14 protein-coding genes are annotated in these 23,187 nt (G+C 46.6%); all 14 read right to left on the bottom strand.

Features of this window, described 5'->3' with window-relative positions; translation table 11 throughout:
• Window positions 1-2,106 carry an aminopeptidase gene (locus ARA78_RS12820; protein WP_055273409.1) on the bottom strand — a complete coding sequence of 702 codons (2,106 nt, stop codon included), beginning with the start codon at window positions 2,104-2,106 and terminating at the stop codon, window positions 1-3.
• Between the two features lie 12 nt (window positions 2,107-2,118).
• Window positions 2,119-2,433 (bottom strand): hypothetical protein, encoded by a 315-nt coding sequence (locus ARA78_RS12815; RefSeq protein ID WP_015535076.1) that lies wholly within the window; start codon window positions 2,431-2,433, stop codon window positions 2,119-2,121.
• Window positions 2,420-2,884 carry a VanZ family protein gene (locus ARA78_RS12810; RefSeq protein WP_022216887.1) on the bottom strand — a complete coding sequence of 155 codons (465 nt, stop codon included), beginning with the start codon at window positions 2,882-2,884 and terminating at the stop codon, window positions 2,420-2,422. The genes ARA78_RS12815 and ARA78_RS12810 overlap by 14 nt, the downstream gene beginning before the upstream one ends.
• 13 nt (window positions 2,885-2,897) lie before the next feature.
• On the bottom strand, window positions 2,898-4,118 hold the full coding sequence (gene coaBC, locus ARA78_RS12805) for a bifunctional phosphopantothenoylcysteine decarboxylase/phosphopantothenate--cysteine ligase CoaBC (protein ID WP_055280661.1): 1,221 nt from the start codon (window positions 4,116-4,118) through the stop codon (window positions 2,898-2,900).
• Window positions 4,119-4,153: 35 nt separating this feature from the next.
• A complete protein-coding gene (panC, locus tag ARA78_RS12800; protein ID WP_055280660.1) occupies window positions 4,154-4,999 on the bottom strand; it encodes a pantoate--beta-alanine ligase in 846 nt (281 codons plus the stop codon).
• A gap of 14 nt (window positions 5,000-5,013) precedes the next feature.
• Window positions 5,014-5,841: a 3-methyl-2-oxobutanoate hydroxymethyltransferase gene (gene panB / locus ARA78_RS12795; protein ID WP_015535079.1), complete on the bottom strand. Its 828-nt coding sequence runs from the start codon at window positions 5,839-5,841 to the stop codon at window positions 5,014-5,016.
• Window positions 5,768-6,733, bottom strand: coding sequence for a Rossmann-like and DUF2520 domain-containing protein (locus tag ARA78_RS12790; protein WP_055280659.1), 966 nt, complete (start codon window positions 6,731-6,733; stop codon window positions 5,768-5,770). The genes panB and ARA78_RS12790 overlap by 74 nt, the downstream gene beginning before the upstream one ends.
• A gap of 127 nt (window positions 6,734-6,860) precedes the next feature.
• Window positions 6,861-7,352: a 5-(carboxyamino)imidazole ribonucleotide mutase gene (purE, locus tag ARA78_RS12785; protein ID WP_015535082.1), complete on the bottom strand. Its 492-nt coding sequence runs from the start codon at window positions 7,350-7,352 to the stop codon at window positions 6,861-6,863.
• 72 nt (window positions 7,353-7,424) lie between these two features.
• Entirely contained in the window at window positions 7,425-11,735 is a 4,311-nt protein-coding gene (locus tag ARA78_RS12780) for a hybrid sensor histidine kinase/response regulator (RefSeq protein ID WP_055280658.1), read from the bottom strand.
• Between the two features lie 26 nt (window positions 11,736-11,761).
• On the bottom strand, window positions 11,762-13,141 hold the full coding sequence (locus ARA78_RS12775; protein ID WP_022216893.1) for an aminopeptidase: 1,380 nt from the start codon (window positions 13,139-13,141) through the stop codon (window positions 11,762-11,764).
• A 15-nt stretch (window positions 13,142-13,156) separates the two neighbouring features.
• Entirely contained in the window at window positions 13,157-14,827 is a 1,671-nt protein-coding gene (locus ARA78_RS12770) for a hypothetical protein (protein WP_022216894.1), read from the bottom strand.
• The gene (locus ARA78_RS12765; RefSeq protein WP_330375672.1) at window positions 14,814-15,545 is read right to left on the bottom strand and encodes an ABC transporter ATP-binding protein; all 732 of its coding nucleotides are present in this window, start codon (window positions 15,543-15,545) and stop codon (window positions 14,814-14,816) included. The genes ARA78_RS12770 and ARA78_RS12765 overlap by 14 nt, the downstream gene beginning before the upstream one ends.
• A 62-nt stretch (window positions 15,546-15,607) precedes the next feature.
• Entirely contained in the window at window positions 15,608-19,450 is a 3,843-nt protein-coding gene (addA, locus tag ARA78_RS12760; RefSeq protein WP_055280657.1) for a helicase-exonuclease AddAB subunit AddA, read from the bottom strand.
• 4 nt (window positions 19,451-19,454) lie between these two features.
• The gene (locus ARA78_RS12755; protein ID WP_055280656.1) at window positions 19,455-23,159 is read right to left on the bottom strand and encodes a PD-(D/E)XK nuclease family protein; all 3,705 of its coding nucleotides are present in this window, start codon (window positions 23,157-23,159) and stop codon (window positions 19,455-19,457) included.
• Window positions 23,160-23,187: the final 28 nt, after the last annotated feature.

Here is a 23,187-nt window from a genome sequence, read left to right as displayed (position 1 = left end):
CTACTTTGCCTGATCCAGCGCTTCATTGAGCTTCTCTGTTCCCGGCAGGACAAATCTGCCCTTCTCGATGATCGGAACTTCAGTTCCATCCGGATGAACGGAATATATTCCTCCTATCTCATCGTAAGGTATTGTTATGTCTGTATGGCAGTTGAAATACGCCTTTGACACATCTGTTTTTCTCAGAATAGAACACTCATTGTCCTTTGCCACGATCTCCTTGCCATCAGGATTGTGGAGCACATTTTCCTCACTCCAGCTATAGCATGTATCTCCCACAGCAAAATGCGGCCCCATCTTCTCAACTATGAGGATAGGCAGTTTATACACTATGTCATATTTGTTTGCCATGACGTATGCTGTCGTATTTGTTCCTATTGCAAACTCTCCTATAGGAAGTGTATCCCTTCCGCCCAGAAGATTCTCCTTTATATACGCCTTGTTCTTCTCCGTATCCGGATAGTTGTCACATGTATAGTCCGCTATTTTTCCATCCTCAAATGTAAGCTTGAGATTCACATATTTCAGGCCGTCCAGGAATACTTCACTTACGTTTAATATTCCGTGGGTTCCGGTGAGCTTCGGTGAAGTGAACACCTCTCCAACAGGTATATTCACATCGGCTACGCAGTTCTCAAAGTTGGTCTCCTTCGATGGATCTGTCATCTCGTGCATCATAACGGTCATATCAGTCACATTTGCTCCCTGACCGACAACCCTCACGTGTTCAGCCTTATCAAGCTCATCTATCATACTCTGATGGATTGCCCTGAACAGATCATTGTCCAGTGTGTTGATCCTGACAGTATCCCTGAATATATCTCTGTATCTATCTCCGATCTCCGGCACAGGGTATGCTATTATAGTGAAGCTGCACTGATCCTGGGCTATATATTCATTTACGATCTGTGAACTCATTGTGCGGTATGAGATCGCAGCCTCCTGCTGTTTCTTGTCGAGCACAGGATTCAGTTCACTGTTCTCCGGCTCAAATGGGTTCTCGCCGAACACCTCGACCACCGCAGGGCCCGCATATACTGAAGCCTCATAGGCCATATTCTTGTATGCCTGTCTGAGCACCTCCAGCTTTCTCTCCATGAGCTTCTTGTCCATGAAGAGTGCCTCATCCATCCTGTGATCGTACTCGAGCTGTCTGTTAGGAACGCTTGACGAATAACCTATCCTGTGTATAAGTCTCCTGTTGATCCTGTTTGCCGCATATCGGTAGCATATCGGCCTCAGACCCATCTGCTCAAACTGCAGTATCGCGGCTCTTATCATCCTCTCCTGTCCAAGGAAATATCGGATATTTACAGTTTTCTTCTTCGAGAGATCTATTCCGGCAGCCTCGAATCCCAGTCTGTATCCCTCGGTGAATGTTTTTGCCATGGCCTCTATCTCTGAATCCGGCAGGGTACTCATGAAAATCGCCGTGTCGATCTCATTTTTTCCAACATACTCTCCATATCTGTACAGATACGTGACATCGCCCAAATCGCTGTTCATAATGATATCCGTCGCAAATGTGAGATCAGGGTCAAGCTGCTCTCTTATCCTGTACGTGATCCAAAACTCGGCATAATCGTTCTCAAAATAATACACAGCGGATTCCAGATCCTTCACGGAAAAATCATCCTGAAACATGAAATATATCTGGACAAACAGCTCCGCAAACAAAGTTATGTCAACCACTCTGCCCTCAAACGCGTACACTGTCATTCCTCTTATCTCGTTGTACACAAATCCCAGAAGCTGGGCGATGCGCTTTATCTCCTCTTTGTCACGGGTGTAATCCTTTGAAAACTCACCCATGATATATCTGTAATTTGCATAGCTTCTATTGTAGTTGTCTCCCAGTATATCATTGTACAGCCCATGGTTCATCGCCTGAAGCTGATCAAGGCTCCTGTCTGGCAGTGCGTCATTTTTTACCAGTTCCAGAACATCTCCTATTCTAGCTATAAATCCGGCAACATGACTGAAATAATCTCTGTACGGCTCCTTTACCAGTGATTCATGGATTATCTGTCTCACACGTTCCATGATAAGCTCATAGCGCTCTTCTATATCATCATATTCTTCTGTAAGATTCTTATAATAATTCATCGCATGCCCTTTCTATAATCCCATCAATAAAAATATAACAGACGCTCCAAGAACTATAACATTAAGTATGATCGCCATCTTCTTGTTTGTTATACCTCCGTTGTCCGCCCTGTAGCCTATGGCCGAGAATACCAGGCCTGTAAATGCCATCAGCATCGCGCTGACCATGAGGACTCCGTACACCCTCTGTACCTTTCCCTGGGTAAGTATGGATTTTATGATGGATATGACCACAAACACTCCGCCAAATCCGCCCAGAAAGTATCCAATTATGGTGTCCGTCGGCAGACCCGGTGTCGAAACTTTGAATTCCTTACTTCTTTGCATGATATCTCCTGATAAGTTTTGCTGTAACGTAATATATACAATATCCTATGACTCCACCAAGCGTATTCATGATGATGTCATCGATGTCGAACACACCCAGTTTGGTTATGTACTGCACCGTCTCTATGGCAAGTGTAAATCCCAGAGAGTACAGCAGAGCCTGTACAAATGTCGTGTTCTTATTTCTCGCCCATCTGAGCAGCATACCAAACGGTATAAATGCGATTATATTGCCATAGAGATTCAGAAATACACTCATTGGCGACATCTGATCACCGTATGTGATAAATCGCTGTATTTCCTGCAGAGGGTGAAGATTGTATCTGCGTTCATCATATCCCCCTCTGCCAAACATATCGCTGAAAATAAGAAAGTAAACGATACAGATTATATAAAGCACAAACAACACAGAGCACACAGCCCTGAGTTTTTTTCTATCTATCTGCTTCAAAATATTACTCCTGTCAGGACAGGTCTGCAACTTTACGCATCTCCATTATTCTGTCAAGAAGCATGTCTGCACACTCTTCCTTTGACATCATCGGAAGTTCACTGATACTGTCCCTTGTAATGAGAGTGAGAACATTGGTGTCAACACCAAATCCCGCCCCTGCGACCTTTAAATTATTTGCCGCAATAAGATCTATATGCTTTGAATCTATCTTCTTCCTTGAATTCTCTATGAGATCCCTCGTCTCCATGGAGAATCCGCAGATGATCTGATTCTGTATCCCCTTTTCAATTCTCTGATTTCCAAGTGCAAGCAGAATATCCTTCGTTCTCGAAAGCTTGATGCTCATGTCTCCATCAGCCTTCTTGATCTTGTGTTCTGCCACCTCTGCAGGCCTGTAATCAGCCACCGCAGCAGCCTTGATGATCACGTCCTGCTCTGTACTTCTGTCCATGACAGCCTCGTACATATCCTGAGCCGATGTTATGTCAACCACATTGACAAATCTCGGCGGTTCTATCTCCACCTTGCCTGTGACCAGGGTGACGTCCGCCCCTCTGAGCATGGCCTGTCTGGCAATGGCATATCCCATCTTGCCTGTGGAGTGATTCGTTATATATCTGACCGGGTCTATGGCCTCACGGGTAGGGCCTGCCGTAACCAGAAGTCTCACCCCGGCCATATCCTTTTCTTTCGCTATGGCCTTAAGGATATAATCCTGAAGAACCTCCGCATCAGGGAGCTTGCCCTTGCCTGTGTCTCCACATGCAAGGTATCCAGTTGCGGATTCCACTATCTCATATCCATATGACTCAAGCTTCTTTATATTGTCCTGTACTATAGGATTCTCTATCATTCCGGTATTCATGGCCGGTGCTATGATCTTAGGACATTTTGCCGGCATGATCGTTGTGCTGAGCATATCGTCTGCTATTCCCCCCGCTATCTTGCCGATTATATTGGCCGACGCAGGTGCCACCATGAACACATCCGCCCTCTTTGCCAGTGCTACGTGCTCCACGTTGAACTGGAAATTCCTGTCAAATGTATCGACCAGGCATTTGTTGCCTGTGAGCGTCTCAAATGTGATCGGATTGATAAAGTTTGTTGCGTTCTCCGTCATGATGACATGCACATCCGCATGCTTTTTCACCAGCATACTTGCCAGATTGGCTATCTTATATGCCGCAATGCTTCCTGTGACTCCGAGAACTACTGTCTTTCCTTTTAACATACTGTGTATTTTATCCTTTCTTCAAAGGCTGTATTCTATAACTCAGCTATAAAGTTGTCAATCAGTCTCGCCTTGCCGAACTTGACTGCCATTGCACAGAGTACATGTCCTTCTGCCTTCTCTATGGACTGCATGGTATCCATGTTGACCATCTCTACATAGTCGATAGTTGCAAGCGGTTCAGCAGAGATGAGCTTCTTCATCTCACCAACGATCTTCGCTGCGTCTCTCTCTCCGTCAGCTATCATGTCCTGACCAAGCTTTACGGCCTTGCTGAGAACTACTGCAGCCTTTCTCTCCTCTGGTGTGAGGTAGATGTTTCTTGAGCTCTTTGCCAGTCCGTCCTCCTCTCTTATGATCGGACAGCCGACTATCTCTATATCAAAGTTCAGATCCTTGACCATTCTCATGATGATGGCAAGCTGCTGGGCATCCTTCTGTCCAAAGTATGCTCTGTCAGGTGTAACTATATTGAAGAGCTTTCCTACAACTGTACATACACCCTTGAAATGTATTGGACGTGTAAGTCCGCAGAGTGCATTTGGAAGTCCTGTCATGTTGATGAATGACACGAAGCCGTCTGCGTACATCTCCTCAGGCTCCGGATTGAATATGATGTCTGCACCTGTGCTCTCACAGAGCTTTGCATCAGCCTCAAGATCTCTTGGATAGCTCTCAAGATCCTCGTTTGGTCCAAACTGTATAGGATTTACAAATACGCTTACAACTGTTCTGTCGTTCTGCTCCACTGACTTCTTGATAAGACTCTGATGTCCCTCGTGAAGATAACCCATTGTAGGAACAAGACCAACTGTAAGTCCCTGCTTCTTCCACTCTTTAACCTGCGCTCTTACCTCATCTATCTTCTTTAAAATTACCATGATCGTTTTCTCCTTTAGTATAACTTCTCTATTACTTCATCGTCTATCTTGTATGTGTGCTCAGGGCCCGGGAATGTTCCGGCATTTATCTCATCGATATAAGCCTTAACCGCACCTCTCATAACATCGCCCACATTTGCAAACTGCTTTACGAACTTTGGAACAAAGTCTGAATACATGCCAAACATATCCTGATTTACAAGCACCTGTCCATCGCAGTAACGGCCTGCGCCTATTCCTATGGTAGGGATGCTTACTGTCTCTGTGACTATCTTCGCAAGCTTCTCCGGTACGCACTCCATTACGAGCATGAATGCGCCTGCCTCCTCAACAGCCTTTGCATCCTCTATGAGCTTCTTGGCTGCAGCCTCTGTCTTGCCCTGCACCTTGAATCCGCCAAATGCGTTGATGGACTGTGGTGTGAGTCCAAGATGTGCACATACAGGTATGCTCGCCTTGACTATGGCGCTTATCTGCGGACACATGTCCTGACCGCCCTCAAGCTTCACCGCTCCGGCACGTCCTTCCTTCATGATCCTTCCGGCATTGACAACCGCGTCATACACGCTTGTCTGATAGGACATAAATGGCATATCTGTGATAACAAGAGCATTCTTTGCGCCCCTTGCCACCGCTGCACTGTGATGTATCATATCATCAACAGTTACAGAGATCGTGTCCTCATATCCGAGGATAGTGTTGCCCAGGGAATCTCCAACAAGAATAGTGTTGACTCCTGACTCATCCACGATCTTCGCCATGGTGTAATCATACGCTGTGATCATGGATATCTTCTTGTCCGTTCCCTTCATCTGCCTGAGTGTTGCCGTCGTGTTCTTCATAATTAAATTCTCCTATTCCGTTCAGTAGATGTATCAAACCGCTATAATCTCTGTCCGGGTGCTTTCTCTCTGCCACCGGCACAAGGCATCTGGACACCGCAGCATATGCGCTCCGTTCATCTCCGCTCAATGCATTCAGATGCTTTCTCACAGTTTCTGTATCGCATCTCTCAACAGGCCCTGTCAGGCTGTCAACCGTTCCCCTGTCAGCCGCAGCTTTCGCATTGCCGAGGAACAAAGGCACTATAGCCCTCTGTGCCTCCTCCGCCGAGAAGCCGCACTGTGTCAGAAGCTCCTGTGAAACCGCCAGCAGCCCTGTTACCAGATTGCTTGCAAACACCGCAGCGCCGTGATACTTCACCTTGTCGGTACCATCAATGCGCACACAGCTATTGCCGAGGGCTCTTATGACAGAACATACCTTATCGACATGTCTGTCATCTCCCTCAACTGTAAAAAATGAATTGTCCAGTTCTTTATAGGATTCGTACTTTGAACTTATTGCATACATAGGATGAATCGAATAACCAAAGGCTCCCGCCTCTGTTATACCTGAGAAAATATCTGATGTCATCGCCCCACTGGCGTGACAAATGATCCTGCCACGAATGTCAAGATCCTTTATACTCTTCCACACCTCTCCTATCTGTCCGTCAGGAACGGTGAGAAAAATAATTTCACTATACTCACACAGCTGCTCCAGGCTGTCGTACACACAGGTCTCGGTAAACTCTGCTGCAAGCTCCGCACTCTGTCTGCTGGCGCTAAAATATCCACCAACCTCCAGGCACAATGCTCCATCCGTTTTCTCTCTGACAAGCTCTCTCTTCTCTGCGATATACCTGCCAAATGTGAATCCGACTTTTCCAGCTCCAATAAATCCAATCCTCATACAATCACCTGCTTAAATCTGTTGTCAGTATCCGTGTATGCGCTTCCTGTGGAAGCATGATTCAGGTACAGCTTCTTTCGAATACCATCCATCCAACATACTAACATTCCACTTTTTAATTGTAAAGTTAGTACTTAAACTTTTCTATTACTTCTTCGTTAGCTTTCATGGCAGCCTTTTCCATGTCTCTACGCTCATCCTGAAGCTTTAATCTGACTGCCTCGTTGTTGACACCGATTATCTGAAGGGCAAGATATGCAGCATTCTTGCTTCCGTTTATCGCAACTGTTGCAACAGGGATTCCTGAAGGCATCTGAACGATAGAAAGAAGTGCATCCATTCCATCAAGAGTTGCGCCTGAGAGAGGTACTCCAATAACAGGGAGAACTGTCTGTGATGCCACAACTCCAGGGAGTGCTGCCGCCATTCCTGCAGCTGCGATTATGACCTCTGTTCCGTTATTGTTAGCTTCCTCGATGAATTCTGAAAGTCCTGCGTGTGCTCTGTGTGCTGAAAGGCATCTCACATCGACCTCCACACCGTAATTCTTAAGAATTGATACTGCCGGCTCAACCTTTGGCAGATCACTTGTTGATCCCATGATAATTGCTACTCTCATTTTTCATTTCCTCTTTTCTTGTTTATTTATATTGCAGCGCAGGCTTATTTTGCCTGCGCACTTTATATAATGTTAGATACTGTTGAGATACTGGTCTATCATCTCGCTGGAGGTCTGGTAATCTCCGGTTCCCACATACTCCTTAAGTGCAGTGAAGAACTCTGTGTCTATATCTCCGTAGGAGTACCTGTCAATATCACGTATAAGGTCCTCCACAGGTTCGCGGTCCCCCGCTCTCAAGAATGCCCTGAGCTCCTTGAGCTTGCTCTTGTTTATTCCATCCCGGACTTCCTTCTCAGCAGGCTCCTCCACATGATTTATCTTTGACATGTACTTGTCTATCTGCTTGAAGAAGTCGTTCATCATAGCTATAAAATCGCGGGTATTATCGCGGGCATACTGCTGGTTTCCGATATTTATCGCAGACTCCAGGTTGGCCGCCTTGCGCTCGATTCCGTAAGCCCCGATATTTGCACTGCTGCTCTTGATGTCATGGATTATATTTTTGTACTTTCTCACATCGTCGTCTATATATTTTCTGAGCTGCTGTACCTCTTCCCGGTACTCATCCCTGTAATTTCTGACAAATGTGTTAAAGGTTCTGAAGCTTCCACCCATGGCTTTGACGGAATCTTCCACGGACACAAATCTTCCAAGCAGGACTGCATCCTCCATATAGTTGATGTCATCATCGGACTGGGAAAGCTCTGTGTCTCTCTCCTTTATCTTGTCCTCCGATATATAAGTCCTCAGCATGGATTCTGCCTGATCGAGCTCTATCGGCTTAACTATGACATCGTTGAAGCCCGATGTGAGTATCTCCTCTCTGGATGTCTCGACCGTGTTGGCGGACAGCGCAATGATAGGCATCTTCTTGTACTCCTCACCGTCAAGATTTCTCATCTCCCTGACGGTATCCAGTCCATCCATGACAGGCATAACGGTGTCGATAAATACCATATCGTAATTCTCCACCATGACCTTATCAAGTGCATCAAATCCCGATGTGGCTGTGTCGCACGCCAGACCATATGTATCAAATATGGTCTTCTCCACCTGTAATGCAAGCTCTGAGTCGTCCACTATAAGTATGCGGGCATCCGGCAGCCACAGATGTGAATTGGCATTTCTTCTCGCCATCTCCTTGCGCTTTCTCTCATTGTAGTTGACATAACTATAATCAAACACTGACTGCTTGATGCTGAAGCGTATGGTCGTTCCTGCGCCATATATGCTCTCTGCGCTGATGCTTCCATCCAGCATACGCACAAGCTCCTTGGCTATGGCAAGGCCAAGACTGACTCTGAACATTCCTATATCTGATCTCTCATAGGAGTCATCCAGCTCAAACAATGTTCCAAGTCTCTCTTCCTTAACTCCAAGTCCTGTATCCGATATCTTGAAGTCCAGATATATCTCATCGTGATCCCTGTCAAATATTCGGGATATCTCAGTCTCCGGTTCCTCTATGAGCTCCGAGAATTCACTGACTGTGTAATCCTCGGCCTCCGCCTCATCTACATCCTCGTCAGCTCTTCTGGCTATACGCCAGTCAATGTCTATGCTTATATAGCCCTCTTTTGTAGTATTTGCGGACCATGCAAATATGTTCTCAAGAATCTCTCTCACCGCCGTCATATCTCCTATGAGTCCGTTCGGTATCTTGTCCTCAATGCTGACCTTGAGATCGATGAGATCACTGTTCACCATGGACTTGAATTCGTCGGAGAGCTCATCTATGAGATCCGAGGCAAAATACTGCTTGTACTCCGGCTCTATGATGTCGTCCTTGAGGTTTGAAAGCTTCGATATTCCATCGGACATATCGAGTATCTCTCTTCCCGCAGCATACATGGCACCGTACTGTGCATACTCATCACTCTGGGTATCCTGACAGTTTCTCATGGCAAGCTCTGAGATGGCGATTATGTTATTGAGTGGAGTCCTTATCTCATGATTAAGATAGTTTACATAATCATTCTTTGCCTGATTTGACTTCTCCGCCTCCTCACTCTTCTTGCTGAGCTCTTCCACCTGCTCGTTCTGTCTTCTGAGAAGCTTGAAGATACTTCTCGCAACAGCTATTCCCACTAAGATAAGAAGAACTATAAATATCACAAGGAGCATCTTTGCCAGATTCGTCTCGAAAAAACCAAGTTCCTTGTCTATGACAAATGTAAGCGGCTGTTCACACTCCACGCCGTCCGCATTTTTTGCAGTTAACATAAAACGGTAAGTACCTCCCTCAAGATTGGTGTACTCGACCTCCATCTTGTCAGTTCCCGTGAGCGTTCTCTTCTCGCTCTCAAAGCCCTCAAGGTAATACTCCACTGATATGTCAGCACGGTTTACATAACTAAGGACTGAGAACTTGATAGTTATTCTGTTGGTGTTCTTCGGCACATCTATCTGTCCGTCAAGATCTGAGAACTGATGCTCAGTTCCATCCACCTCTATGGAGGCAATACGAACCCTAGGAGCTACCTCGTTCACATACTCTGAATTGAGATTTATCCTGCACAGCCCTTCATCGCAGCACACATACACAACGCCTGTCTTTGACACATAGTTGGTTGATTTCTCTGTTATGTTGGATATTATTCCGTCGTTCTTCGTAAAGCTTATATATTCAGGTGAGGCATTGCTCAGTATATCCTTCTCATAATATCTGTATAAACCTCTGGAACCAAACATCCACAGGTATCCCTGATCGTCCATTATGAGATCGTATATACCGTTGGTGTTATCCACGGTGGTGACCTGTCTGACGGTTCCCTCCTGATAATACAGACCATTGTCCGTTCCTATCCACAAACCGCTGCTTCCGCGGACCATACTTGACACAACGCTCATCTTCTGGGTATCATCCAGCTTCATCTTGCCGACAGTATAATCCGTGTCAACTATAAACACGCCAGCGCCGTTGGAACCGGCATACAGCTCGCCGGTCTCGTCTGCGTACAGGCTGATTATGTCAGGGTTATCAAGTCCATCCAGTCTCGATATGCTCTTTACGACATCATCGCCCTCTATCACAGATATACCGTTCTCTGTTCCAACCGCCACCGTTCCCGGCTTTATCTCAGTTATACAGTTCACGGCATTGCTTATGAGTGATGACTCTCCACGGCTGTAGCTCTTGTACTGCCAGTTTCGGCTCACCTTTATTACACCATATATCTTATATGTAGCTATCCACAGATGATCGTCCGAATCCACATACAGATCTCGTATACTTATACCGCTGAGCTTTGATACGAGCTCATTTTCCGCACTCATCACAAGCTTGCCATTTGAATCTACGATATACAGACCTTCATCAGTTCCTATAAACGTGTTGCCATTGTAGCTCGTCACACAGTTCACGATGGAGCTGTCTATGCCGTACTTCATGGTGACATTCTGGAACTTGCTCCTCTCCAACTGAAGAATACCTTTTCTGTATGACGTAAACCAGTAATTGCCCTCAAAGTCTATGATCATATCGCTCATCGACTCGTTAAAGCTCAGTCCCCCGATGGCTGTCACATTACCCTTTGATGAGATATATCCAACACCGTCATCGGCAAGCGCCCAGATGTTGTCGCCATCCGAATATATCTTGTTGATTCCGTGAAGGTTGCCCGTGTTGATGATCTCATTCTTGCCGTCTGTTCCTATCTTAAGAATGCTGTATCCGGCGGATCCATAATATCTGTTGCCATTCTCGTCAACATACAGTGAGTTTATATCGTCGACCCTGTACTCTGACTTGTTGGTTATGGAGACATGTCTTTCAGGATCAACGGTTATCAAAATATCATTATTGGCTATTGCATACACATAGTCCCCATGTCCTGATATATTTCCCACGCTGAGTCCTGACACGACATCATCAGCCAGAGCTTCCGCACCGTCAGATGACAGACGAAATATTCCCGACGAGGCCGCTATCCACAGATTCTTGTTATCGTCCTCGTACATGGCGTTGATGGTCGACACACCCAGATTGTACATCTCGGAAACTCTCTGAAAGGTTCCGTTATCATACATGTAGAGTCCATAGTTGTCCGTTCCAACATACAGCTTCTCATCACTTGTGAGATAAATGCAGTTGATCGAATATTTCGTGGCATCCTCGTCACCGTCCAGTGAGAACAGTGTAAATTCACTTCCGTCATACCTGTAAAGTCCGTTGTCCGTACCTATCCATATGTATCCACTCACAGACTGACACACACAATTTGCCTCTCCACTGTCAAACCCATCGGTATCGGAGAATGTCCTCTGGTTATAATTTGATGTAAAATCCTCATCTGCAAACACACTAAGCCGTGGCCACATCACTGTCGCCACGGCAAGTATTATCACGTATATGATAAGTTTCTTTTGATGATCTCTCATTTTTTCCTCCGAAGATATGTCCGCTCCTACGCCTCTTTGAGGAATGCAACATATCCTTTCTTGGTCTCATATATATCTGCCTTGGATGTCACTTCCCATGGTGCATGCATGTTGAGTACAGCCACGCCACAGTCTATTACCTCCATACCATACAGTGAAAGTATATATGCGATGGTTCCGCCGCCACCGACATCTACCTTGCCGAGCTCGGCTGTCTGGTATGTGATCTCCGCATCATCCATGATCTTTCTTATAGCCGCCATGTATTCTGCATTTGCGTCATTTGATCCTGACTTTCCTCTTGATCCTGTGAACTTGTTAAATACCATTCCCTCACCGAAGATAGCCGCATTCTTCTTGTCAAATGCTGACTCAAATGTAGGATCAAAGCCCGCAGATACATCCGATGACAGCATCCTTGACGATGCAAGACATCTTCTGAGTGAGATCTCTGAGAAGCCACCCATGGCGTTCATGATCTCAGCTACAGTATTCTCAAAGAAGTGTGACTGCATTCCTGTTGCTCCAACACTTCCTATCTCCTCCTTGTCAGTGAGCAGACAGCAGGTCGTCTTCTCCGGATCGTCAGCCTCAAGCATGGCGACAAGGGATGTGTATGCACACACTCTGTCGTCCTGGCCATATGCCATGATCATACTCTCGTCTATACCGCAGTTCCTTGCCTTTCCTGCAGGAACGATCTCGAGCTCTGCTGATAGGAAATCCTCCTCCTTCATATCGTACTTCTTCTCAAGGAGCGCAAGTACAGCTTCCTTTACAGCCTCCTTCTCCTTGCCCTCAAGCGGTCTGCTTGCAAACAGTATGTCAAGCTGCTCTCCCTCTATCACTGAATCCGCTCTCTTCTTGAGCTGCTCCTGAGAGAGATGTATGAGAAGATCTGTAACACAGAATACCGGATCATTCTTGTCCTCTCCTATGTTCACTGTCATAACGTCACCATTTGTCTTTGCAACAACACCGTGTATGGCAAGTGGGAGTGTTACCCACTGATACTTCTTGATTCCGCCGTAATAGTGAGTGTCGAGATATGCAAATCCGCCCTTCTCATAAAGCGGATTCTGCTTCACATCCATTCGAGGGGAATCAATGTGTGCACCGAGTATGTTCATGCCCTTCTCAAGCTTCTTCTTTCCTATATTGAACATGGCGACCGTCTTGTTCATCCACACGGCATACACTTTATCTCCAGCTGCAAGGCTCTCCTTGTTCTTAATGATCTTCTTCAGATCTCTGTAGCCGTGATCCTCTGCCTGTCTGACGATCTCTTTAACGCATTCTCTCTCTGTCTTGCCATTGTCAAGGAATTCCCTGTAGTCCTTACACAGGCTCTCCAGCTCCTTTATCTCATCCTTCTTGTATTTGTTCCACGCATTTTTCTGTGCCATTTTCATTGCCTCCTGTTAATAACTGTACACATCAGTGTCTATATTCCACGCACTCCTGCGCATAGTAATACTGCGCAGGATAACGAGTATAGCTCCCATTATTATAAAGAAAATAATATATACTGCATATGACGGGATCATTGTAAACTTGAAAACAAGATATCCTGCCACACACAAAACAATTGCTATAACAATTGCAATAGCCATATTAAAGAACGCATTCAGATTGCCTCTGAGCGCACCGTATTCATCCTCCCAGTCAAGCTTCGGATGTGTTGAATCGAGAAGCACACCTGTGTATGTGCAAATGCCCGAGCCGAGGATTCCCAGCACAACATAATACACACTGTCTATAACACTACACTCCATATATATACAGAGGATAACCGTGGTAACCGCGATCGTCACTCCGCTGAACAGCATGCTAACCCAGACCTTTGCGCGGATCTGGAGATCATATGTCATCGGGATGTGCTTTATAAATGATATATGGCTTCCCTCTCTGGTGAACGCCGTGGATGCGATACTGTTCATCGCTGTTGCAAAGAATGCCAGGGCGATGACCGCAACCAGCATGACCATGTCAGCCAGGAAAAGCCCTCTTCCAAATGTGTCTCTGAATGCCCTGATCGAATCCGCAGTTGCAGGTATATTGAACAATGCCACAACGAGTATCGGCCATATCAGGTTGACCACAACGCAATACTTCCTGTATGCCGGAGTCCTCACCAGTGTCTTTATCTCCTTTGCCATATATGATCTGAACGGTGTCTTTATGGCAAAGTCCTGCAGCCCGACAACTTCCTTCTGGCGGCGTCCTGACCTTCCGGTGGATGACACAAGGTATACGCCCCTGAGGTACAGCAGATTTCCAAGGAAAAACAGAAGTGCCACACAGCCAGCGTTCACAAGCACAAAGAGCAACATATACACGATGTTGTTACTGCCCAATGCCTTCAGGAACAGCGGAACCGTGAAAAATATATTGTTCATTACCTTTATGAATATATTGTCACCATTTTTAAGGCTGTCTATGTAATTATTTATATTCACAGAGTCCATCTGTGCAAATGACCATATGAAAAGGCCTGCAAACACTACAACCGCAAGTCCCACCATGAAGTCCACATTTCTGAGCAGTTTGAGTTTGCTGAAAAACGCCATGACTATCAGTGCAAATATACCACAGTACACCAGCGGCAGAACCGGAAGTAAAAATACTCCAAGTAATGAGGTTATCACGGATACCGGCTTTATCTCTGCGGCTACAAAGTAACCGATAAATCCACAGAAGAGAACCATAAACTCCATGACGCTCTCGGCAAAATATGCGTGTGTAAACTTGGCGGCCACAAGCTCTGCCGGTTTCACAGGCAGCGGCAGTAAATGATCAAGATCAGATGAAAAATAAAGCAGATTGAATAAGACCATTATACTGAATATAACGCCGAACACCGACATGAGCTGGATAACGAGGTTGAGTCCCTCTGTACAGCCTCCCGCCTCCATGAGTGCGGCAGTCATTATGTAAACTATAAATCCCACAACGATACAGCACGGGATCATGATACAGCACATGGCGATGATTCCCATGACCTTATATGCCTTTGCCTTGTCCCCGTGCTCCGGCATCTCCATATCATTATTCCTGCTTATCATACTGAGCAATATCCTAAAATTCTTCATGCGTCATCTCCACAAATATCTCTTCAAGAGATTTGTTCCTGTGCTGTGTCTCAAGCTCATCCAGAGTTCCCTGGTATATATCCTTTCCCTTTCTTATCATGATTATCTTGTCGCAGAGCTTCTCTGCAACCTCGAGAACATGTGTTGAAAAGAATACACAGTTTCCTGCGTCGGCATGTTCACGCATCATCTTCTTGAGCTCATATGCCGCATTCGGATCAAGTCCCGTCATAGGCTCGTCGAGTATCCATACAGGTGGATTGTGCACAAGCGCAGCTATGACCATCATCTTCTGGCGCATACCGTGGGAATAGCTGACCATCTGTCTGTTCAGGCTGTCCTCCATACCAAAGCGTTCAGCCATCTGCTCTATCCTCTGCTTTCTCTCGGTGGTCGATACTCCATATATATCAGCGATGAAATTGACATACTCAAGTCCCGTAAGTCTGAGAAATATATCAGGATTGTCGGCTATATAACCCATGGACTGCTTGGCCTCCATCGGCTTTTCTCTCATGTCGAAACCATTTATCTTTACTCTGCCCTCCGTCGGCATAAGTATACCTGTCAGCATCTTGATGGTAGTTGTCTTACCCGCACCATTCTGTCCAACAAATCCTACAATCTCACCCTTGTGTATATGGAAACTGAGATCATCAACTGATACAATGTCTCCGCCATACACCTTCTTAAGATTCTCTGCTATTATCATGCGCATGTCCTTTCATCACTATATCGTTTTTGCATACCCGGTCTTATTATATCAATTCAGCGTACGGTTTACAAGTTTACCGTTGTATCAAGACAGAATGAATATATGACCTTCTCCTTAACCTTCATGCCGGTGAGCTGTTCAAGCACATCGGCGTATTTGTCGAGCTGGACATGGTATCTCTTAACCAGCTCCGACGCATCCTTCACGCTGTCTGTCTTGTAATCCAGAAGAACTATGCCGCCATCTTCCTCGAAGTAGGCATCTATGATTCCCTGTACAACTATCGTCTCGTCTCCGCAGTCCTTAAGTGAGCTCATTATTTCTCCGGGCTCCATCATCATGTAGAACTGTCTCTCACGGTACAGTCTGTCCGACTTGCCCGCAGCCGCCATGCGCTGTCCTATCTCACTGTGTATCATCTTATATATCTTCTTTGGTCTTATCCGCTCTCTGTACAGCTCATCAAATAACCCAAGCTCAAACACTCTGTCGACATCCTTCTCCGCATCCGCAACAGTTTTCCCTGAGAAGTCTGCAAGCTCCATGATCTTGTGATAAATGTTTCCTATCTCATTTCCATGGACTATCCTCTCCTCACTCATGAATGCTGGGATTGGGACCTCACTTCTGGCACTGTACTCCCTGCTGGTTAGGATATCCGGTGTAATGGCATCCTCACCGTGCGCCTGAAGTCTTTTTATCTCGGTTATGGACATCTTGCTCTTAAGCCCCGAATGTCTGTAGCCATACCTGAATTCCAGTCCGTTCTTCACATGGTCATACAGTTCTTTGTCGAGCTTCACTTCAGAGGCTTCCACTGTCATATTTTCTGCTTCATCCTGATCAGTCTCAGGAGACATAAAGCTGTCGGCCTCCACCTCGATGCTCTTCACATGATCGCACTCTCCCACATACCTGAGCGCGGTATATATCCAGGCGGCATAGCCATTTGCTTTCATGATAGATGCATAATTCATCCTGTCTCCGATTATATACATATCACAGGCTGCCTTGAATTTGTCTGCATCCTTCACGCACCCGGTCATGTACAACTTTTCCTTTGCCCTGGTTAACGCCACATACAGGACTCTCATCTCCTCGGCATAGGTCTCCGCAACGATATTCTTACTCATTATCCGCTTGAAAAATGTCATTCTTCTTGCTCTTGTTCTGAGGTCGACCTGGTCGCACGCCAGATAATGATCCTGGTGGACAAGCACATTTGATCTGGTGTCCATCAGATTAAACTCCTTGCCGAGCCCAGACACAAATACAACAGGGAACTCCAGTCCCTTGCTCTTGTGCATGGTCATGACTCGGACGACGTCCTCATTCTCACTGACCACATCAGCCTCTGCAAAATCCAGATCATTTGTCTTGAGCTCATCAACATATCGGATGAAGTTGAACACGCCCTTGCTGTTCTCCTCGAAATCATCCGCCTTCTTGATGAGCATGTCGATATTCGCCTGGCGTCTTCTTCCCATCGGTCTGGCACCGACAAACCAGTAAAATCCGGTGGTGTCCAGCACGTATCTTATTATGTCGCTTATGGACATATAATTTTTATTCTTCTTGAGATAGTCAAGCATGCGGAGGAATTCCCACAGTCTGTCCACAGCGTGTTTTTTCTCGCCCACATGGGTGTCCATATAATCTATGACCTTGTCATAAAGTCTGGCGTTCCAGTCCGTGCCGTTCTTCTCGTATCTGCTGCGGTATTCACCCACTATAACCGCAAGCTCCTCCTCATCAAGGCCTACCAGTGGCGACCTTAAGACAGCAGCCAGGTCGTAATCCACGTAGCTGTTATCAACTATGGAGAGCATGCTGACCAGTGTCCGTATCTCAGCAGCATCAAAGTAGCCACTCTCACTCTCAATATACAGAGGTATGCCCTTCTCCTGAAATACCCTGTCAAATATGGTGGATGCTGTGGACACACTTCTAAGCAGTATGACGATATCCTTATATCTGACAGGTCTCCTGTCAGCACCACTTCCAACATACAGAGGTTCACTTCCGTCCACAATATCACGTATCTTACCGGCGATATAATTCGCCTCAACCTCAGGATTGCCATACTCCTCAGATACATCCGCTTCTCTCATATTGTTGTCTATGAGTATGAACTCTGATACAGGGCCATGATCCACGTCATCCGGCTCCGCCATCCCTTCTCCGTCACTTATGGCAAATCTGGAATTGAGCTTTGCGCCCTCATCGTACTCTATGTCTCCTATCTCTCGCCTCATGAGCTGGGCAAATATTGAGTTCACCGTCTTTAACACATTTATCTCACTTCGGAAGTTTCTGGTCAGCAGTATGCTGTTGCCATCTATGTCCGGGTCCGCTATGTCAGCATCACCCAGCCTGCGGTAGCTGTCATACTTCTCTATGAACAGATCCGGTCTCGCCATTCTGAATCTGTATATGCTCTGCTTAACATCACCGACCATGAATGTGTTGTGGATATCCTCACCGTGTCCCGACACACTTGCCAGAATGTATTCCTGCAGAAAGTTACTGTCCTGATACTCATCTATAAGTATCTCCCTGTACCGCCTTGAGACTTCCTTTCCAATCTCTGAAGGGACAGCCCTGTCATCCTCTATTCCATCGCAAAGTATCCTGAATGCGAACTCCTCTATGTCGTGGAACTCGAACATATTCTTGTCCATCTTGACCTTCATCAGCTCATCCATATAAAGCTCAGTGAGCTTCAAAAGTGATGATATCACTGGCTCAGTCATGGCTGCCTGCCTCAGAATGTCATCCACATCCAGGACGACCGAAACTATGTCGTCTATGATCGACTTATACACATCCCGCCTTGATTTGACAAATTCCTTCTTCTCCGGGTCAGCTCCACCGCCCGGGTTCACAAATCTGTCAAATGCATAGCATATACTCCGGCCCTGGGCATCCTTCTCCATCTTGAGTCCCTCCGGTCTCAATGACGATCTGTATATATCTCTGAGTTCAAACAGGTCAACATGCAGGTCGTCTTCCCCGCCACAGCTTCTGAGCATGTGTGTTATCAGCTCAACATCCTTATCCACACGGAGTCCGTACGCCTCAAGGCCATACGCCTCCGTTGCATATTTCTGGCACTCCCTGACCATATCATCCGCAGTTCTGAGCATCATGTACACCCTGTCCGCAAATGTTCTGACCATCGGAAGCCCCATGACTTCTCTTCTCTTCTCCTCCTCAGTGGATGATGTATCCACGGCAAATTTCATGGCATCCGCCGCCTGCGCAAGCCATTTCTTCGGCTCCGGATAGCTGGATATAACCTTTATTATCCTCTCAACGATATCCGGCACGGCACTGTCACTCTCATTTCTCGCAAACGTCATTATCAGCCTGTCGAAACCGGGCACGACCGATTCATCCTCATAGCACATCTCCATGACCTGATCCATCACGTCGTGCTTTATGATCTTCATCTCCGTGTCGTCCGCTATGCCAAATGCACAGTCGAGCTCCACCCTCGCAAAGTATTCCTTCACTATCCTAAGGCAAAAGCTGTCTATGGTGCAGATGTCAGCATGGTTGATCAATGTCATCTGCTTTATAAGATGCTCGTCATATTCGCCCTTCGCCATCATCTCATCTATCTTTTTCTGCAGTGCCTGTCCTATCTTCTCCTTCATCTGGGCCGCTGCCGCATTTGTAAATGTAACGACAAGAAGCTCATCCACAGATACCGGCTCGCTTCCCTCTATTCTGTCACCACGCGAATTTCTTCCGGCCACCATCTCTATGATACGCTCCACGAGCACCGCCGTCTTACCTGACCCCGCTGCTGCAGATACAAGAAGATTGCCATGCCTTGTGTCGATGACATGCGCCTGCTGGTCTGTCCACTTTATTCCATTGTCAGTCTTCATATCTTTTCCCATGTCATCATTCCTCACTTATCTCTATATCGAACTCAGCAGCTCTCTTCACTATCTGTTCAGACAGTTCCCTCAGCTCCTCAAGATGCACCCTCTCCTCCGCAAGCTTCCTGCCGGTGCTCTCGAGAGTATCCCTCATCTTCTGTGTTGCCTTATCGCCGCGGTCATCTACCTTCTTCTTTGCATCCTCATACTTTTTCCGGGCGCTGTCACATGACTTAACGGCCTTCTCCATATCACCCCTGACCTTCTTGTATTCAGTCTTGATATTCTTTATATCCTCAGCTTTGCGGCTGTAATTTTCCGCCTCGCCCCTATAGATCCTGGAGTATGAATTGCCTGAATACTTGCTGTCAAATGCACATATGCCCTTAAAATCACAGTATTTGCACGCATTTGCCTTGCCCTCATTGACCGGATTTATCTCGATGCTTCCCTCAGCTATACTGCCGGCAAGCCTCTCTATGTTCCTGCGGTTCGCCTCCATGAGATCTGTTATAAGAGTCTCCTCAAGTCTCTGTCCGTTCTTGAGTGTCGCTGAGCTGTTGTCCATGACCTTCAGCGCCCTGTTATCTCCATTGTACAGGCCTGAATATCTGGACTCCTCAAGTATCTTCTTCTCGAAGGTGTCCACAAGCACTCCCCCGAACACCTCGTCATCGGCCGCAAATCCCATGCCGTCATCGGTGTATCTGATCTTATCTCCCATTGCCGTCACGTCACATGCCGGATTGTCAAAGGTATAATACAGAAGTCCGCCCACATGTATACCACCAGGTCTTCCAAGCTGTGCCATCCTGCGCTTTTCAAGCTCGCAGGCTATGGCGCCGTATGTCACGAGCTGCATCTGGAGTCCTCCGAGCACCTTGTCTATATCCAGCTTCTTATCAGATGACTTGTAATCTATGATCTTGAAATAAGCATCCCTGTCATCCGTAAATTCATCTATTCTGTCTATAACTCCCTTAAGGCTCATCGTGAGTCCATTTGGAAGATTGAATATATATCTGTCTATGTTGTCTGCATTTTCCGATGTGTTGAACCGCCGCTCAAAATTCTCCGGATCCATCTCCCCACATCTGATAAATGTGCGGAGCGTCCTGGCTGTCCTCGACGCAACATCCGCCAGAAGCTTTTTCATGTATGCCGCTCTTGAAGAATCCTCAAAGTACAGCCCGGCTTCATCCTCCGCAGATTCATTTGCAAATTCCACCGCCTTCTGTTCCAGCTCCGCCTCGTCCAGATGTACCCAGTCGTTGTCCCTGAACATCCTGACAAATGAGAATATCTTCTCCATGGTGCTGTGAAGTATATTACCAACATTTGCAGCGCCTATCCTGTATGTCTCCCTCTCTCTGAGCGAAAGTCCGTATGTCAGGAAATACTTGAACTGGCACTCAGCATACCGCTCAAGCTTGGACACACTCTCCACCAGATTCTCTCCATATATAAGGCGTACAGTATCTGGAGACAGATTTTTTGACGAGTTAACATAATTCTGCCCGAAGTTAATCGATCTGAGCTGTCTGCCATATCCCATCTTCGAAAGCAGTTTTCTGACAGCGTCCAGCGTCTCCCCGGCTTCAACGTCATCAGAATGTCTGATGATGTATCTGAGCGCTCCCGCCGCAGTCTCCGGCATCTGACCGTCCACATCATACTCCTCCGTCCGTATATCCGGGAATATATTCTTTATCCTGTCTATCAGGTATGACGGCTTCATGGACTTGAGATCCTCTCCGATCTTTCGGCACAGCACATAGATCATATCCGATGCCTTGGTGAGCGTGGTGTATATATAGAACTGTTCTATATACGCATTTGTCTTATCTGATGGAGCCAGCTCTATACCGTAGTCCTCAAGACTCTGGCGGTCTGCACCGGAGAGTATCCTGCCCTTCTTGGCCGGTTTCGGAATTATGCCTTCGTTCACTCCCGCCATGAACAGCACCTTTATATGGTTGAGCCTTGATCTCGTCATATCGCCGACCACCACGCGGTCTATAGTCGGAGGCACTATACCGATCTCCATATCCGCTATGCCTGCATCCAGGATTCCCGCATATTCTTTTACGGTAAGCTTCTCATCGCCGATTATAGCCTCCATCTTCTCAAACAGGGCAACAACCTTGTCAAATATCCTTCCGTATGCATCTCCCTCATCCCATCTCTCCTGCTCATACAGCACTTTCTTATGAGCCTCAAGCTTACCGCACACATCAAGCTGCGCAAGGAAGCTGTAAAGAGATTCCGTATATGTTCTCACTGTGTTCTTGGAGCCAGGGCTTGCCGGCTTCCACACATCGATACATTTGTCCGGGAAAAGCTCCATGATCTGGGCTCTTATAGACTCCATGTCTGCCGCATAGTCAGGATTCCTGTCATCGGTTATCTCCTTCGTCCAGCTCCTGTAACCCCTGAGATTCCTGAGAAGCACATAGTTCTCCATCCTCTCAATGTCGTCCTGATCCACACCGGTCATTCCTGACTTTAACAGTCTGAACACGCTGTCAAATGAGAAGTTCTCCGTCATCACACCGAGGAAAGCCCTTATGGTGTCTGAGCACGGATCTCCCTTAAGAGATATATTTGCATCTATGAACACAGGGATATCGTATTCCTCCATCGCCTGACGGTAATACCTTGCCACATCCTGCAGATCACCCGCAACCACAGCTATATCCTTATAACGGTATCCCTTGTCCCTGACAAGCTCTCGTATTCTTCCCGCTATATACTCAGCCTCGTCTGCCGCCCTGTCCACAGCGACCACATGTATGTCTCCGTCATCGCCCGTGACTCTGCCATGGGGGTATCTGAACAGATTGGCCTCAAGTCCGGCAAGCTCCATGCTTTTCTCGAATCTGTACGGTCTGCGATCCTGACACATAACGACATTATCCAGTATGTCCACCTGCTCATCGCCCGCCATTCTCACAAGCGCCTGCACGGTCTCCTTGGTGAGTCTGAACAGCTCGTACTCCTTCGGCTTTGTGAAGCCTATCTGGAACGCATCTATCGTAAATACAAATGTCATGCTCTCAACGCGTGTCATGAGCTTCCTGATAAGATCCATCTGTACCGGTGTAAATCCTGTGAATCCGTCAAGATACAGATGGCTGTGCGCCAGCATATCCGACCTGTCCACGCACTCAGCTAGCAGCTCTATGAGCTGCTCCGCAACTATATAGCTGTCATCCCTGTTATACTCCTCAAATCTCTCGTATATAAGCCTGATGTCATGCATTTTTCTGTATACCAGACTGTCCTTATCCAGCTTGTCCATGACTGCGTCGATCGAATCCCTGTCAACCGCATACTGGAACAGCTCAGACATCATGGATTTCATCTCATCTATAAAACCCATCTTGTTGATATAGCTTCCATAAACAAGGAGCTCGTCCTGTGACTCTATAAGTATCTTCTTGATGAGCATGCTCTTTCCAAAGTCCTCCAGAACCCTTCCCGGATTCACTGACAGCTCATCGAATACCCGGTACGCAAGCCTGTTGAAGCCTATGGCATCTATGTTCATTGTTCCATGCCTCGGATGCATGGTCACTATATCTCTCTGCGCCTCCATGGAGAACTGCTCTGGAACCACGTACAAATAATTCAGGTCTCCGTGAGCCATCGACTCCTCTATCAGCTTCTTTATCACATATTCTGTTTTTCCTGAACCGGCGGGTCCCAGTACAAACTGTATTGCCATCTGTATTCTCCTTACACCTCAATATACT

Origin of the sequence: Coprococcus eutactus, from assembly GCF_001404675.1 — a bacterium.
GTDB lineage: Bacteria > Bacillota > Clostridia > Lachnospirales > Lachnospiraceae > Coprococcus > Coprococcus aceti.
The sequence above is the reverse complement of the archived record's forward strand: the minus strand, read 5'-3'. Positions and strand labels throughout refer to the sequence as shown.